This window comes from Streptomyces sp. NPDC015032 (genome assembly GCF_043080425.1).
Lineage (GTDB): Bacteria > Actinomycetota > Actinomycetes > Streptomycetales > Streptomycetaceae > Streptomyces.
The window spans coordinates 1-14,978 of the sequence record NZ_JBIBVN010000074.1 but is presented as its reverse complement, the minus strand read 5'-3'; the positions used below and the strand labels follow the sequence as shown (position 1 = coordinate 14,978).

The window sequence follows — 14,978 nt, the reverse complement described above, 5'->3', positions numbered from 1 at the left end:
ACCTCAACCCACCCCGCCGAAAACGCTCACACCCGCGAGTCGTCAAACGCAAGGTCCTGAAATGGGCCGCGAAACGCTCCCACCACACACACTGGCCCCAGCCCAAACACAGCCCCCACATCACCACTCGAGACCACTAACTGAACGGTATTGGGTTTAGGGACCCGTCCAAGGCCCTGTGCCTGCGGCTGGCCGGCACCCCTGACGCGAAGAGACCGCTGGTGGGGATGTGCGACTCGGCCCGCTGCCCGCAGGCCACCCACCACCCCTGTCACCGTCCGGTCTGGGCCTGGCAAGCCCAGACCATCGACGTCTTCATCACCAGCCCCCGCATCGCCAAGGGCGAGAAGCAGCGGCTCGTTCCCGAACGCGACCGTGCCCTGCGCGTCGTCGCCGAGATCGACGCCGCCACCCCCGTCCCCGCAGGAAGGGGCTGACCGTGGCCCGCCTCACCGAAACGGACAAGGCCCGTAACGAGGCCGCGATCCGGACCGCCATGGACCGCATCCTGGCCGGCAGCCTTCCGCCCGGCGGCAAAGCCGACCTGAAGACCCTGGCCGCCACGGCCGGCGTCACGCGCACCGGCTTTTACCCGAAGAAGAACCGCGACGGCACACCCAGGCCCGGGCCCTACCAGCACCTCGCCGAGGAGTTCGAACGGCGGCTGCAGGAACTCCGGGCCGCCGGAGAGATCGTCGACCCGAGGGACGGCCAGGTCAACCGGCTCAAGCAGCAGGTCGACGAGCTGAAAGAGCGACTCGCCAGCAGAGACAGGCGGCTGGCCGAGCTGACCGAGTTCAAGGTCCTGGCGATCTCCCGGCTGGCTGCCCAGTACGACGAGATCGAGCGCCTGCGCGAGCAAGCCACCAACGGCGAGAACGTCCGCCGCCTGCCCGTCTCCCGCAACGCCGCGGAACCGTACGGCTCGTGCAGTTGAACAACGGCTGCCTGAACAGTCGGCCGACCCGCATCCCGCCTCGTCAGCGTATTGACACGTGCGGTTGCGACCGCCGGGTCGCCTCGGTAGTCGGCAGTACCTGCGCCGGCGCAGGTACTGCCGATCTCCTCAGGCTGATCAGTCCGTGTCAGGTTCGTGGACCCGAATGGGGACTCCGCGCTCGTCGCGCTCGTAGACCCGGGCCTTGTTCTTGGTGAGCTTGCGTTCGACCTCGTCTTGCAGGTCGATGCCGTTCATCTCGGCGACGGCGGCGACGTACAGGAATACGTCGGCGAGTTCCTCGCCGAAATCGGGCAGGCCCTTGCGCCATGCGGTGAAGGCTTCGCCGACTTCGGCGGTGAGAAGCCCGAACTCCAGGGGCACGTTGCTGGTGTTGAAGTTCTTGTCGACCTTGTTGTCCCAGGCGATCTTCTGGGCTGAGCGGATGTCCACTGTTCCTCCGGGCACGGGGTGTTGCTCGTGCTGCCGGAGCTTAGCGAGGGGCATATGTCGCCCACTGGGTGTTCCCCCGGACTCATCCGGACGAGGGCACCTCGTCGTCGGTTGCGGCGTGAAGGGTGATGACCGGGACGCGTTCCCCGAGCCGCTGGAAGACGCTGATGTACCCGGCGAGCAGTGCGGCGACCTGCGCGTGCGTCGGGGCTTCGCCGTCGCGGGCCATGAGCCGGGCGCGGATCACTTCAGCGGGGGCGGTGAGGTGGCAAAGGGCGCCGTCGCGGTTGGCAACGGCTTTGGCCAGGTCGTGGGCCTGAGCCCAGGTGATGCGGGAGGTGTCGCGGTACAGGGGGCCGTAGACGAGTTCGCTGATGAAGCACCGGTCGAGGATGAGGCGGCCGGGCAGGGCCAGGAGCTCGCGGTAGCGGGCGATGAGGTCGAGGGAGTCCGGGGTGCGGGGCGAGTGGACGACGGTGAAGCCGTGCTGGTCTGCGAGGCGGGTGGCCAGCGTGGACTTGCCCGCGCCGTCGCAGCCTTCCAGGGCGAGGGTCCGGTAGGCGGCGAGCTGGATGGTCATGAGGCCAGCCAGTCGGCGAGGGCCTGGGGATCGCCGAGGTGGGCGCCGGTGCCGTACTGGATCATGAGGTTGCGCCAGTTCGGCTCGCGGCCGTGGGCATGCGTGTAGGTCGGGCGGGGCTGGAAGGCGGCGACCTTACGGCCCAGGGCGGCTGCCGCGCCGGTGAGGAGGGCGGCGCCGGGCGGGGTCTCCGGGCCGGACACGTCCAGGACGAGGGACTCGGCCCGAAGGGCCATGTCCCAGTCCGAGCGAGCGGCGGCCAGACTGTCACGGGCGGCGAACCGGGACGGCGTCATGACGGCCGTGGCCTGGGCACGTGCTGCCTCGTGGAGGGCCGCCGGGTGCGGCGCGTACGGGGAGGGTTCCAGGAATACAGTGCCGGGCCGAACGACGGTACGGACGGGAAGCGGGCGCGGTCCCTGCGAGGCAGTCAGGACGGCGTTGACGGATGCGGTTGCCGCCAGTTCGACCTGGACGGCGTTGCGGGCCGCGAAGGCATCGAATCGGTCGGGGGCTTCTTCGGGGTCCCCGAGGCGGTCGACGCGGATGATGTGGGTGGCGAGGGTCTCCACCAGCGGGTCGGGGAACTCCCACCGGGTGGTCCGTTCGCCGGCCGAGTAGGTCTGGAAGTCGGTGGTGAGGACGACGACGGGGACACCGAGCGCACTGGCGTAGCCGATCTCCATGCATACGCCGTCGTCCAGGCTGGGGCCGTGGAGGATGGCGATCATCCCGGTGAGGTTCCGCAGCCGGTCCTGGTCGAGTTCGAACAGCCGCAGGCCCTTGACCGGGGCGACAAGGGCTTCTTCGTCGGTGTCGCAGAACGGCAGGAAGACGGCGTCGTGGCCGGTCTTGTCGGCGAGCTTGCGGGCGACGATCGCGCCGAGGCCGCGGTCGTGGGCGGCGAAGAGGCGGTGGGCGACGTAGTGCACCAAAGGCTCCCTTGTCGGGTCCGGCGGAGTCAGGAACGTGCGGGACGGGGTGCAGCGGTGTGCCGGGTTGCGGCGAGGACCGCGGACCGCAGGGCCGCGGCCGGGCTGTCGCCGTGGAGGGTGCGGGCCAGGAGATGGCCAGCGAGCGTGTCGCCCGCGCCGGTCACCTCTTCGGGATGGGCATAAGGCGGAGTGCAGGCCGCGAGGAGGCGGCCGTGGAGGAGCCACCGCACAGGGCGCGGGCCGTCGGTGACGACAACGCCCCGCAGGGTGCGGGTCACCTGGCCGACGGAGGTGCCCTGGGCCATCTCCGAGGCCGCGGTGCTCTGGACCACCTGTTCCAGGAGGCGGTACTCGGCGGCGTTGGTGAGGACGAGGTCCGCTTCGGCCAGCCACGGGGCCGCGGCCTGGATCAGGTGGGCGGCGCTGGGCAGGAAGAAGTCGATGCTGAACCGGGCGCCGCACCGGGTGAGTGCTTCCAGGACGGCGGGCACGTTCAGCGGCCGTCGGCAGCACACGTGGTAGCGGTCACGGGGGTGGCGGGCGATGTGGGCGAGGGCATGCCCGGTCAGGTCTTCGCTGACGCCGTAGTCGGCGGCCACCGCGATGAGGTGGCCTTCCTGGTCGTAGTCGATGGTGAACGCGGCCGAGGCTCCGGCCGCGATGCGCAGTCCGGACCAGTCCACGTCGTTCAGCTGGCTCTGGGCCGGGATGTGCGCGAGGTCGTCGCCGACGACCGACACCGGGGCGGCTGTGGCCCCGGCGCGGGCGGCGGCGAGCGCAACGTGCAGGGCGGCCCCTCCGAGGAGTTCGCCGCCGCGCCGGTCCGGGTAGCGGGTGTGGTCGCGGGAGATGTTGCCGATGACCGCTAACCGGTCCACGTCTGTCTCCTCTCGGGTCAGCGGCGGGTGTGGGAGCAGTCGGTGACGCGGGAGCAGACGGGGCGGCGTGCGCACAACGCCGGGGAGGGGCCGTTGAGGTAGAGCCGCTTGAAGTAGATGAGGACGAGGTGGACCCACCAGGTCGGGTCCACGTCTTCGGGGATGGTGACCTTGTGCCCGTGGAGGTCGGCCAGGGCCCGGAAGTCGGCCGGGCGGGCCCGCACCGCGTGCTCCAGGACGTGCCGCATATCCTCGTGGGCGATCGGTGACGTCGGCAGGCTCATGCCGAGGGCGGGTGCGAGCTTGGTGACCATGCCGGAGTCGACGGGGATGATCCCGCAGTGGTAGCCGCGTGCGTAGAGCACGGCGCACTGGGCCACCTTGTAGGAGGCGCCGTTGACCTCGCTCGCGAAGGACAGGATCAGGTCGTCCCTGTCCGCGTCCTCGGCCACCGGGTCGGTCTCCTCCTTCTCCCACCGGGCGACGAGTTCGGCGAGCGAGCGCAGGTAGGTGATCCGGGCCGTGGGCAGGCCGATCGGCCGCACCAGGTCCGTCAGGTCGTCGTCGCTGCTGTCGGCGAGCACGCCGAAGCCCACCTCGTCCGCCTTGGTGATCACGCCCGCGTAGGTGGAGACCATCCGGTAGGAGACGCGGGTGGACCACCCGGCGGCGAGCATCCGCATCCGCCAGTCGGTGATCCCCAGGGGCCACCACCGGTTGTTGTCGTGGTTGGCATCGACCTCGGCGCGGACGTCTTCGAGCGAGGCCGCCCGGTTCACGAGGCGGAAGATCCGCCCGTCGTACGGAGATCTCACGGGGTTGCTCCGATCGCTAGGCGGGCCGCGTGCAGGGCCATGGCCACATTGGACGACAGAACCGGGCGGCCGAGGTCCCGTTCCAGTTCGGGCAGGAGGTCCAACGTGTGCCAGCCGGTGCAGGACAGCACAACCGCGTCGGCCGCCCGGACCTGGCCGGGTGGAAGCTGGTGCAACATCGTGCGGATGTTCCCCGGCATCACCTCGGGGTAGCCGTCGGCCAGACCGAGGCAGACCCGTGCGGTGACCTGGCTGCCGGCCTCTTCCAGGGCGGCGGCTTCGGAGTCGGTGACTTCCTGCGGGTAGGGGGTGGCCAGGACGACCCGGGAGGCGCCGACGGCCGCCAGGGTGGCGGTGAGTGCGTCGAAGGCGGTCACCACGCCGGGCGGCAGGGGCGGTCCGCCGGTGAAGCCCGCCGAGGTGCAGGCCAGGACCGTCCCGTCCAGGGGCAGGTGCCGCAGGGAGTCCATCGCGGCGCCGGCCGCGTCCCGCAGTCCGTGCCAGAAGGAGTCGTCGACGGCGGTCGTGCGGGAGGCGGGGACGAGGCGGGCGTGGTGGAAGACCGTGTGCCGCAGGCCCAGGCGGGGCAGCTCGCTCTCCACCACCTGGTTCGCCCAGGGCAGCAGCATGCCGACCCGTACGGTCCGCTCGGCCTGCCCGTCGTATCCGGCGAGCAGGCCGAGCATGGAGTCAGGCCGCTGTGACAAGGCGCGTCCCGAAGATCATGCGGGGGGCGTGTCCGGTGACCGTGAGGTCCGCTTCCGTGCCGACGGGAGTGGCCGTGGCCTCTTCCACGATCTGGATGGAGTAGGAGCCGAGCCGTCGCCACCAGGTCCCGTCGCGGCCGACGAAGTAGGAGTGCAGGCCGGGGATGAGGAGCCCGGTGGGGTAGACGCGTTCCTTCATCGGCTGGTCCCAGCCGAAGTCGATGTCGGCCTTCCACGAGGCGAAGTGCTCGGCGGAGGGCAGCGGGCCCAGCGCGCCCATCTTCGCGAGCGGCGTGCCAGGGAAGGCGCGGGCCTGGCGGACGTTGGTGCGGTGGCAGAGCAGGCCCGCGTCGAGGATGCGGCCGAGCCAGTGCAGGTTGGCGATGTGGGTGGCGTGGCTCTCGCCGGGCAGGCCGTAGATCAGGTTCAGGCCGGGCAGCAGCTTGGGCAGCCCGACGGGGCCACGGGCGGCGCCCGCCTCGTTCACATGCTCGACGGCCCGCATCAGGATCTCCGGCGTGCAGGTGAGGTGGTTCGTGTCGATGACCTTCGTGTCGAAGGACTCGATGCCCATGGGCGCGCAGTTGCCCTCGGTGCAGTATTCGGCGACGAGGTGGGCGATGCGCTTGCCCGCTGGGGAGGCGACGGCGAGCGGGTCGGCGTTGTCGATGTGCAGGACCTCCAGCTCCGGGCACCGCTCCCGGATGCCGGCCAGCAGGGTCTGGATCACCCCGGCGTCCCGGTTCTGGTAGGAGAAGAAGCAGGTCTGCTGCCCGAGGCGGAAGTTACGGACCCCGGCCGCGTACAGCTGCTCGGTCTCCTCGAGAACGTCCTCCACGTCGCGGAAGGCGACCATCGGCGACTTCTCCGGCTCGTTGCAGAAGTCGCAGAACACCCGGCGGGTACAGCCCCGGTACAGCTCCAGCTCGGCGATCGGCTTCCACGGCATCTGCTCGATGAGCCCGGTGAAGGAGTCCCGGTCGGCCCGTAGCTGCCCGTACGGGGCGCCGGCGCTGCTGCCGAGGGCGAGGTCACCGGAAGTGATGGTGTGGGTGTGGACGGCGTCGAAGAGGCCCGCGTACTCGGCATTGCCCTTGGCGTAGGTCGCCATCGGGCCCAGCAGGTAGCGGCGGCCCCGCACGCAGGCCATCGCGCGGGCGATCTCCTCCAGGCTCGCGTTGACGGCGTGCAGGTGCACCGAGGGCACCTTGTCCCCGGCGATCACGACGACGCTGTCCGCGTCCCGCAACAGCTGGACAGCCTCGGCGCGGTTCGCAGTCGCCGAGTAGGTGAGCGGGTCGCTGAACGGCTCGGCGACGGCGGCCTTCCCGCCGGCCAGGCACCAGCGGACATCGTCGATCGTCAGGTACTTCACCTCCGACCCGGGCTTCGCCCGCCTCAGGGCCGACCACGCGGCCCGTACATAGGTGGAGACGTACGGGGGAACCCCGAGTCCGCTGGGCTCGACGGTGTAGCAGTCCAGCACCACAGAGTGCTTCGACATGGCTTTCCCTTCGTCGCGAATGGATGGGCGCACATGGAGCGAAGGTGAGCGGGAGCACGCGCGCCGGCGAGGTGCTGTGCGGCACCTGCCGCGGGCGGGCTCCAGGCGGATCAGGCCGCAGGTCTGACGGCCGTTTCCTGGGCGGAGGCGTACCGGGACAGGTAGTCGGCGCCCTTGGCCAGCAGTCGCAGGCTCGCCGCCGGGTCCCTACCGCTCTGGGCGGCCAGAAGGGTGCGGGCGTGGCGGACGGTGTCGATCGCCACGTCGCGGGCCCGGCCCTCGGGCAGGCTGTGCGCGTACCGGTCGGCCTGGTCCGCGTGGGCCTTGATGTGTTCACGCAGCCGTCCCCGTACAGCCTCGGCGACGGCCCCGGTGGGGGCGGCGGTGGAGAGCCTCAGCGCTGTGGCCACGTCGGTCGCCACGGTCGTACGGGACATGGTTGCTCCTGTTCGTGGACGGTGGTGCGGTGCGGCCGACCGGCGCGGACGCCCCACGTGCGGCGAACCCAGAGGCAGGATGCGGGCCGAGCCTGGGCCCCGCCCCGATCGACGTGATGGACATTCAACTCCCGCTGCTCGGAACGCAGTACGGTGTCGGACAGGCCAAGCGGTATATCGGGTATACGGGCAGGTGCTCATGACCAAGCGCACGCCGAACGGCAAGCTCCGCGACCTCGTCGCCGAGTCCAGCTGGACCTACGAGGCACTCGCCAAGGCGGTCCGCGCGGTGGCAGCCGAATGCGGCGTCACCCTGCGGACCAACAAGTCCACTGTCGAACACTGGATCGCCGGGGCCAAGCCGCAGGCCGACACCGGCCGCTACCTGGCCGTGGCCTTGTCCCGCCGCCTTGGCCGCCTCCTCACGCCCGCAGACCTCGGGCTGGCCGCCGTTGCCGAGGACGGACATGACAGCATCGGACTGACCCTCGGGGCTGACCCGCTCGACTCCTTGATTCCGATGTGGAGGTACGAGTTGGACCGCCGCCGCTTCCTTGCGACCTCCGCCTACTCGGTGGCTGCTGCGGCCCTGCCGCTCTCCTACGTCAGCGACATCGCCACCCGCACCGCCGCCGCCCGCACCGGCCAGACCATCGGCATGGCCGAAGTCGCCGCGGTCCGCGACATGATCACCGCGTTCTCCGAGATGGACGAACGCCACGGCGGACAGCACGGCCGCAGCGCGCTGGTCACCTACCTGCGGGACGACGTGGCTCCGCTATGCCGAGGCCGTTTCCGCAGCGACGAGGTCCGCCGGCACATGCTGTCGGCCGCGAGCCGGGGGGTGCACCTGTTGGGCTGGAAGTCCTATGACGCAGGTCAGCAGGGACTCGCCCAGCGCTACTACCTCCAGTCGTACGCCCTCGCCACGGAGTCCGGCATCACCGGCCACGACGGGTTCGTGATGCGCACGATGGCCATGCAGGGCCTCAAGCTCCACCAGCCCGAGCACTGCCAGGGCCTCGCGGAGACCGGCCTTAACCGGGCGAAGGGCAAGGTCGACGCCCAGACCGAGGCCCTGTTCCGAGTCGTTCACGCCCACACCCTGGCCAAGACCGGGCTCCGGCAGGCGGCCCTCTCCGAAGCCGAGCAGGCCCGTGTCCTGCTCGGCTCCGCCCCCGGCGACGAGGTGCCGTTCTGGGCCCTGGCCTGGGGTCCGCCCGCCGCGTCCGTGCACTCCCGCACCGCGAAGGTCTACGAAACCCTGGGCGACCATCGAGCCGCCGCCGACGAATACGCCCGCGCCGCCGCCACCCGCCCCGCCGGGACCTACGCTCGCATCGTCGCCTTGGACCTGGTGGCCGGCGCGGAGATGCTACTGAAGCGCGGCAGCATCGAGCAGGCATGCTCAACCTGGGGGCAGGCGATGGACCATATGGACGGCGTGCGCTCAGTCCGAACCCTCAAAGCCGTCAAGAACATGCGCGGTGACCTCACCCCGTTCCGGACCCGTGGCCTGCGGTGCGCGGCCGAACTCGATGAACGTGCCATCGACTTCCTGGCCTCTGTCTAACTCAGGCATGAAGCGGCTCACCCTGCAGGTCCTCGGAGACGGGGCAGAGGAAGTGGTCCCGGGCCCTCGGGCTCGGGTCGCAGCGTCCGACGAGTAGTCCGTGGCCCGCCCGGCTCGGATGGAGGAATCTCCGTTCCCTGACGGAGAGCTGGATGGCCCGAGTACGGTCGGGACCATGCGTCCTTTTGTCTTTCAACGTGCCGATGGAAAGTGGCCCGAAGGTGCAACTCTTTTGCACCTATATGTGCGGGCTGACGTCTCGCGTAACCCTGAGCTGGCCGCTCTCGTGCAGGGTGCGCGACAGGCGCTCGAAGGTTTCCCGCTCAGCCACGTCGACGACCCCTGGCTTCACATCACGGTCGACCAGATCACCGACCAGATCGCCGCCGAGATCCCGCAGGACGAGCGTGACCTGCTCGTCCGTGAACTCTCCAAGCGGCTGCGCGAGGTTGAGCCGTTCGACCTGATGGTGGGCAGCGTGCTCTCCTCGCGCTTCGGCGTCATCGCCGACCTGCACCCCGACGGCCCGCTCGTCGATCTCCACGACGCCGTACGCAACACCGTGCGCGAGGTTCGTGGTGACGAAGCGGTCCGCTACCCATGGGGCGTACAGCACCTGACGGTCTCGTACGCAGTTCAGGAAGCCGACTCCGACGAGGCCCAACGTCTGCTGCGTCGCGTGCGTCCCGGCCACGCGCCACTCCATGTCGACGCCATCCACCTGGTCGACGTCACCGCCGACAGCCAGGCGAAGACCATCACGTGGCAGCACCTCGCAGAGATTCCGCTCGGCAACACCGAGGCATAGGAGCCAGCCGAACCGCTGGGAGACCTTCAACCACTTGGAAGGATGCTGCCGTGAGCACCGGAGACGCGGGCGAAGGCCGTGTGCAGTTGTACATGGAGGAACGCGGCTGGACACTCACCGAAGGAAGGATCGGCGCGAAGACCCAGGACTTCGATCTCGTCTTCGAGCGGGGCGGCCACGTCCTGGTGACTCAGATCAAGACCTCCAGCGCGGACGACGGGCGGGTCCGGTACCAGAACAAGGACCCCCACCAGTCCGCCGACGCCCTGGTGCGCAGGGCCGTCTCCCGGAGCGGGCGCGCCATCATGGTTCTGGTCCACCTCTCCGAGGCACCGGTAACCGCCCTTGCCACGCGTGACGGACATCCCGTGCTCGAGACCACCATGCCCGAGCCCACCCTCATCACATGGGCAGACCCCATCGACTTCGCAACCAAGGTCGAGAAGGCAAGAGACGCATACGGCAGCGAGATGTATCTGATCGGGCCGCGGAAGGGCCATCCGCGCCCGCGGGAAGGTCTCGGCTACCCGGTGTGCGTCGATGAATTTCCCACCCTCTCGTCATTCCTGGCGGACCTCGAAGCCGGCTAGACGACCAGTGGCCCGACCCAGTCTGTGTGATGCTCGACACATCAGGGGTTCGAGGTCAGAACGGAATGCGACACCGGCTCGGCTCGCCCAACGCGACACGCACCGCTCGCCATCACCTATCGAAAGCGACATGACCTGCGGGGGACACGGCCTGTGCCGCGACTTTTGCGGGTGTCGTCCTCGACGTCTACCCCCGCAAGGAGACCGTCGCACTGATCAGCCGGGTCCGTGAGGTGATCCGCGACGTCCGGGGCGAAGCAGCCTTGCAGCACTCCGGCGGCGCGCCCCATATCTCCACCGCCTACGCCTGGGGCACCGCGTCCTCCGACACCCTCAACGGCCGGCTGCGCAATGAGCTTGAGGAGCGACGGGCATCTCTGGCCGTCGGCCAGGTACATCTACTGGACGTGACCTGGTCAATCGACAAGGGCACCGGGGGATGGCGCATGTCCTGGACGCCGGTCGCCGAGATCCGCCTGGGCACCGCCCTGGGCCGGTAACCCGGCGCGCAGCGACTGGCAAAGGCAGGAGCTGAGCGAATGGGCTGGGCCACGGTCGTCGGTCGGGAGTCCGTGGGCCCCCGTGCGACGCTGCGGCATGTTCGAACGACCCGGGCGCGGATCACGCGTCGGGCCCTGCGTCCCGAACCCGCCGACGCTGATGCTCATTCGCCGTGTTGTTGACGTATGCGGGGGCCTGCTGAGTAAGCCGTCGCATCAGTCCGCGGTCGATCCCGCTGGCCGGCCCGGTGACGCGGGCCCGAACCGGCCGAAGTGATCCAGAGGCCGACGCCTCGTCACAGCTGGCTGTATCCATCACGCGGCTTCCTCTCTCCAGGTTTCCAGCACCGGCCGTACGGCGCTGGAAACCTGTTCCTGCTCCGCGCGGCCGGCCCACAGGTGTGCATCGTGTTCGGTGAGCTTGACCGTGTCGCTCTCATGGGTGACTCGGGCTGTGAAGTTGAACTGGCGCGTCTGCTTGCCGCTCTTGGCGAGGTAGTCGAAGTGGCCGAGGTAGGTCCCGATCGCGATGACCGTGAGGCCGGTCTCCTCGGTGACTTCCCGGTGCAGGGCCTCGGTCAGAGTCTCGCCCGCGTCGACGCCGCCGGAAGGGAGCTCCCACAGGCCGCCGAGGTAGTCGTCGGCGGCGCGGTGCAGCAGCAGTACCCTGCCTTCCGCGTCGGAGATGACGGCGCCGACGACGTGCTTGGTGATGCCGTCGGCGTCGGCGGCGCGGATGAGGTCGTCCAGCAGGGCGGCGTCGACGGAGGCGTTCACTTCACGAGTCCTTTGTGGTGTTCGGCGACCTTGACGACGGCCGCGGGCTTCTGACGGTGTGGAACAGCGGATGTTCGCCGAGAGCCTCGGTTCCCTGCCGCACCGTAGGACCTTCGCGGTGCGAGACCAGTGGCTCCGTGTCAGGCGAGGAGTCGTAGGAGTACTGCGAGCAGAACGAGTGCGCCGCAGACCACCACAGCGATCTGCCCCACGCGCCTTGTTGAGGGCAGTTGGAGTACGTACGGGGCCTTCGGTGTGGGAATGACGTAGTAGACCCGGTGCGGATGGGCTGCCACGGCGACCCTGGTGACCGGCAGATATTTCAGGTCGACGTGACGTGCGATCTCCCCGTCGTGCTCAGCGAGTCTCGGCCGCAGGCTCGCGCCGAGGCTCCTCGCCTCACGGTCCGGGAGTGGTTTCTCACGCGTCAGGTCTGTCTCACCCCAGGCTCCCTTCTCGCGCGCCACATGCCATGCGGCGTAGGACACCCCGAAACGAGGGAGTTTGACATCGTCGGTGTGGGGCTCTCGGGTGATGGTGCCTTCTGTCCAGGTCACCGTGCGGCCCGTTCCCGCGCATCTCTGGTGAGGCACCGTTCCGGCGCGGCTGCAGTCGGGGCAGCCCCGGATTCCCGCGCCGCGGCAGGTGGTGCATTTCTGGCGTCCACGGCCGCGGCATGTCTTGCACGCGGCGTCCAGTGCGCCGCAGACTTTGCAGACATCGCGACCATCAGGTTCGCGGTCTTCTCGCCCGGGTGGTCGCTCTGCCGGCTCGGTGGGCGGGTGGGTACGTCGGCCGGTGCCGTTGCACTTCAGGCAGCTGTCGACCCCGTGGCAGGCGTCACAGGGCATGTGCGTCTCGCACGGTAAGTCGCCGGAGCCTTTGCAGCGTTGGCAGGAGACATCACCGTTTCCGCAGTCACAGGACCGGTCGTCGACCGAATCACGCTGCACCAGTGTCAGGGTGTACTCCCTGGAGGGGTCCCGTGGCGGCGGAATGGAGTGGCTGTAGATGGTGGTGTCGAACACCGGCCGTCCGGAAAGGTCGAGAGGACCGGCATGGAAGCGCTCTTCCTGTGTACGAGTCTCAAGACATCGCACCACCGTGCCCTCAACGAGGCAGAGCCGGGTGACCGAGGCCGCCTCGGGCAGCGCCCCAGCCAGGGATGGCTCTCCCCGCTCACGGATCAGCTTCTTCACGGCCTCGAAGGCACCCTCGTCACTCAGCACGCGTCTCCCCAGATCCTGTCCGCCGGAGACGCGCACCTCCAGCAGCGCCGCCCCGTCAGACGAACAGGACCGTACCGAAATGTCACTTGCCATAGTGGCCATTCGCCACATGTGCCCCTGTACGACGTGAGGTTGGAGCCAGGCCAGTCCCAGGACCGGAAGCGAAGCCGACGCCCTCGCGACGCTGGAGAAGGCGCCGGCAGGGGCACTCCTCAGCCCTCATCGTCCCAGACCGCGGAGAGCCGGCCAAGTTCACGGCGCTGCTGCTCGCCGATAAGGATGTCTCCGATCGTGCTGCCTCGCTCCCAGTACGGGCCGTCGGCCCGGGCTCCGGGGCAGCGGGAGCCATCGTGACGTGCACGGGTACATCTGGCGACGGTGTCCGCGACGGTCTGGGCGGCCGTTCGGACCCGATCCCACAGCAGTCGGTCGTCGGGGTGAGCGGACAGGGCGCTTCGCCTCAGCAGCGCCCGCGAGGAACCCCCTTGGTCTTCGAGGTCGGGGCTGAGCTCAAGGGCGTTGAATGCCGCCCGTCGGAGCGTGCCGGTGACGCCTTCCTCCTGCGGAGCGGCAAGCGGCACGGACACCGCGTCGCTGAACGAAAGGTCCAAGCTCAGGATCCGCTCGTTCAGCGACGCCGCGAGCAGCAAGGACACCAGGTGCCGGTCCGCCCCGACGTACAGGGCGTCCTCCTCCTCGGAGAGCTTGAAGGGCCGGCCGTAACGTTCCTGCTCCACCGCTGCCACATGGAGGCCGATCAGGAGGTCCGCCCAGACCAGACAGCACTCCCACACGGTCTGAGGGGACGTCGCAGCCGCCGACGGCTCAAGGGGTGTCATGGGCCATTCCTCTCGATCGCGCCAGTGCACAGGGCATCGTCCACTGGCAGGTCCAGCTTATGAAGCCGATCACGACGGCAGGGAAAGAACAGGAAGGCCCAGAGGACCGGGTGCAAACTGCCCCCGGTGTCCTGGCGTTGCCGCACGTCGAAACGTGCAGACCGAGTGCAGGGCCGCCAAGTGGCTTGCCACACCGATCGGAAGGCAGTCCTGAGTTCGTTACGGTGGCCGCACGAAGCCGACAACCGTGTGGGGGTAGAAGTGGCTGATGCGATGGCTCCTGATGACGTCCTTCGGGCATGCGGGTACCTGGAAGCGGTCTGGAGGCAGGATTCGGCGAGCATGACAGCGCTCCTGGATCACGGTCCGTCCGAGACGTCCACGCCGGAATTGGTCACCCGGCTCGGCGATGACATCATGCAGCGCTTGCTGCCTGCCCGGTTCGGTATCCACGACGGTCTGACCCCACAGGAACTCCAGGACGCTGCCGCGGCGATGAACGCCGACCCAACCGTCCTGGTTTCAAAGCTCCTCATCGAAACACTCAAGGGCATCGCGCCAACCGCGAGTCCAGCACAGTCGGAGCACATCGCGCTGGCCGTCCTCAAATACATTGTCCTGGTCAGCGACGCTACGCCGGGTACCGTGCTGCCGCTGCTGGCCCATTTGCGCGAGAGCACGCTCCAGCGCATTGGGTTGACGGGTCCGTAACGTGCATGCCGGGCAGGAGCACGGCCCCGGCGATGCGGGACTGGACCCCTAGCCTGGCTTCCGTCACGAGCTCGGCTCTTGGCCCACCCGGTCATCGCCGGGGAACGCACAAGTGGACCCACCCACGCCCAGGCCAACGACACCACGACACGAACGGTTCCGGCAAGGCAAGAGATTGTGCCCAAGGACTGGTAAGGGGGGGCCAATGCGAGGCCCGGTCCGGCGGCCCCGGGGGGCCGGGCAGGCATCGGGGCCGCCGGCCGGTACAGCGGATGCGGTACCGGGAAGAGGCCACCGCATCTCACTGGTCTTTATCGCCTGAGCCATGGGCCGTCGCTTTCCAGCATGATGCACTCCCGGCCTACCTGACCAGTACGACACGCCCCGCCACCGTGGAAAGGCAGGCAACCGCCTGGCTCTGGAGTCCTCGACACTTGAGGTTCCCCCGCTGTGTGGGGGTGGCTGACTAGCTGGTCAGGGCGGTTTGACGTGGTTTCAGGTTCACTTGTTCGGTCGTTGCCTGGTTGGCGTAGTGCTTCTCCTCGTACTCGATGGGGCTGAGGTAGCCGAGTCGTTTCTGGATGCGGCGGGGGTTGTAGAAGCCGTCGATGACCCTGTTGCCTAATTGAGTGAAGCTGCCGTGATCGCCTGTCGCGTGGCATTCCGGTTCGCGAGTGTGTGGTGCAGGCGGTTTCGAGGGCGTGA

At 68.9% G+C, this 14,978-nt stretch carries 18 protein-coding genes and 1 pseudogene; 7 read left to right on the top strand and 12 right to left on the bottom strand.

Annotation, left to right across the window (positions count from 1 at the left end):
* Positions 1 to 221 precede the first annotated feature (221 nt).
* A complete protein-coding gene (locus tag ACF08M_RS40360) occupies positions 222 to 437 on the top strand; it encodes a hypothetical protein (RefSeq protein ID WP_392190292.1) in 216 nt (71 codons plus the stop codon).
* A 2-nt stretch (positions 438 to 439) separates the two neighbouring features.
* Positions 440 to 937: a hypothetical protein gene (locus ACF08M_RS40355; protein ID WP_392190291.1), complete on the top strand. Its 498-nt coding sequence runs from the start codon at positions 440 to 442 to the stop codon at positions 935 to 937.
* Positions 938 to 1,075: 138 nt separating this feature from the next.
* Here the strand turns inward: ACF08M_RS40355 and ACF08M_RS40350 are convergent, their stop codons facing one another.
* From ACF08M_RS40350 to ACF08M_RS40315, 8 genes are all read right to left on the bottom strand, one after another.
* Positions 1,076 to 1,390 carry a MazG nucleotide pyrophosphohydrolase domain-containing protein gene (locus ACF08M_RS40350; protein WP_329453715.1) on the bottom strand — a complete coding sequence of 105 codons (315 nt, stop codon included), beginning with the start codon at positions 1,388 to 1,390 and terminating at the stop codon, positions 1,076 to 1,078.
* An 82-nt stretch (positions 1,391 to 1,472) separates the two neighbouring features.
* Positions 1,473 to 1,970: a hypothetical protein gene (locus tag ACF08M_RS40345; protein WP_392190290.1), complete on the bottom strand. Its 498-nt coding sequence runs from the start codon at positions 1,968 to 1,970 to the stop codon at positions 1,473 to 1,475.
* Positions 1,967 to 2,902: a nucleoside 2-deoxyribosyltransferase gene (locus ACF08M_RS40340; protein WP_392190289.1), complete on the bottom strand. Its 936-nt coding sequence runs from the start codon at positions 2,900 to 2,902 to the stop codon at positions 1,967 to 1,969. Before ACF08M_RS40340 ends, ACF08M_RS40345 begins: the two co-directional genes overlap by 4 nt.
* 29 nt (positions 2,903 to 2,931) lie before the next feature.
* Positions 2,932 to 3,783 (bottom strand): PfkB family carbohydrate kinase, encoded by an 852-nt coding sequence (locus ACF08M_RS40335; protein ID WP_392190288.1) that lies wholly within the window; start codon positions 3,781 to 3,783, stop codon positions 2,932 to 2,934.
* 17 nt (positions 3,784 to 3,800) lie between these two features.
* Positions 3,801 to 4,598, bottom strand: coding sequence for a hypothetical protein (locus tag ACF08M_RS40330; RefSeq protein ID WP_392190287.1), 798 nt, complete (start codon positions 4,596 to 4,598; stop codon positions 3,801 to 3,803).
* Positions 4,595 to 5,305, bottom strand: coding sequence for a hypothetical protein (locus ACF08M_RS40325; protein ID WP_392190286.1), 711 nt, complete (start codon positions 5,303 to 5,305; stop codon positions 4,595 to 4,597). The genes ACF08M_RS40330 and ACF08M_RS40325 overlap by 4 nt, the downstream gene beginning before the upstream one ends.
* Positions 5,289 to 6,809, bottom strand: coding sequence for a radical SAM protein (locus ACF08M_RS40320; protein WP_392190285.1), 1,521 nt, complete (start codon positions 6,807 to 6,809; stop codon positions 5,289 to 5,291). The genes ACF08M_RS40325 and ACF08M_RS40320 overlap by 17 nt, the downstream gene beginning before the upstream one ends.
* A 110-nt stretch (positions 6,810 to 6,919) precedes the next feature.
* Complete coding sequence (locus ACF08M_RS40315; protein ID WP_392190284.1) at positions 6,920 to 7,246, bottom strand: DUF6415 family natural product biosynthesis protein; 327 nt, start codon at positions 7,244 to 7,246, stop codon at positions 6,920 to 6,922.
* A gap of 199 nt (positions 7,247 to 7,445) precedes the next feature.
* On the opposite strand from ACF08M_RS40315, the gene ACF08M_RS40310 reads away from it, so the two are divergent.
* The 4 genes from ACF08M_RS40310 (at position 7,446) to ACF08M_RS40295 (ending at position 10,717) form a co-directional block, all read left to right on the top strand.
* Entirely contained in the window at positions 7,446 to 8,819 is a 1,374-nt protein-coding gene (locus ACF08M_RS40310; protein WP_392190283.1) for a hypothetical protein, read from the top strand.
* Between the two features lie 232 nt (positions 8,820 to 9,051).
* Complete coding sequence (locus ACF08M_RS40305; RefSeq protein ID WP_392190282.1) at positions 9,052 to 9,627, top strand: 2'-5' RNA ligase family protein; 576 nt, start codon at positions 9,052 to 9,054, stop codon at positions 9,625 to 9,627.
* A 50-nt stretch (positions 9,628 to 9,677) separates the two neighbouring features.
* On the top strand, positions 9,678 to 10,217 hold the full coding sequence (locus ACF08M_RS40300) for a hypothetical protein (RefSeq protein WP_392190281.1): 540 nt from the start codon (positions 9,678 to 9,680) through the stop codon (positions 10,215 to 10,217).
* Positions 10,218 to 10,450: 233 nt separating this feature from the next.
* Positions 10,451 to 10,717, top strand: a complete 267-nt coding sequence (locus ACF08M_RS40295) for a hypothetical protein (RefSeq protein ID WP_392190280.1) — start codon at positions 10,451 to 10,453, stop codon at positions 10,715 to 10,717.
* 315 nt (positions 10,718 to 11,032) lie between these two features.
* Here ACF08M_RS40295 and ACF08M_RS40290 read toward each other — a convergent pair whose 3' ends face one another.
* The 3 genes from ACF08M_RS40290 to ACF08M_RS40280 all read right to left on the bottom strand — a co-directional run bounded on the left by ACF08M_RS40290 (position 11,033) and on the right by ACF08M_RS40280 (position 13,562).
* Positions 11,033 to 11,494: an NUDIX hydrolase gene (locus ACF08M_RS40290; RefSeq protein WP_392190279.1), complete on the bottom strand. Its 462-nt coding sequence runs from the start codon at positions 11,492 to 11,494 to the stop codon at positions 11,033 to 11,035.
* A 140-nt stretch (positions 11,495 to 11,634) separates the two neighbouring features.
* Positions 11,635 to 12,051 carry a hypothetical protein gene (locus ACF08M_RS40285; RefSeq protein WP_392190278.1) on the bottom strand — a complete coding sequence of 139 codons (417 nt, stop codon included), beginning with the start codon at positions 12,049 to 12,051 and terminating at the stop codon, positions 11,635 to 11,637.
* A gap of 884 nt (positions 12,052 to 12,935) precedes the next feature.
* Positions 12,936 to 13,562, bottom strand: a complete 627-nt coding sequence (locus ACF08M_RS40280) for a hypothetical protein (RefSeq protein WP_392190277.1) — start codon at positions 13,560 to 13,562, stop codon at positions 12,936 to 12,938.
* A 342-nt stretch (positions 13,563 to 13,904) separates the two neighbouring features.
* Between ACF08M_RS40280 and ACF08M_RS40275 the strand changes: the two genes are divergently transcribed.
* Positions 13,905 to 14,273 carry a hypothetical protein gene (locus ACF08M_RS40275; RefSeq protein WP_392190276.1) on the top strand — a complete coding sequence of 123 codons (369 nt, stop codon included), beginning with the start codon at positions 13,905 to 13,907 and terminating at the stop codon, positions 14,271 to 14,273.
* 466 nt (positions 14,274 to 14,739) lie between these two features.
* Here the strand turns inward: ACF08M_RS40275 and ACF08M_RS40270 are convergent.
* Positions 14,740 to 14,978 (bottom strand): annotated as a pseudogene (locus tag ACF08M_RS40270) (hypothetical protein); the annotation flags it as partial.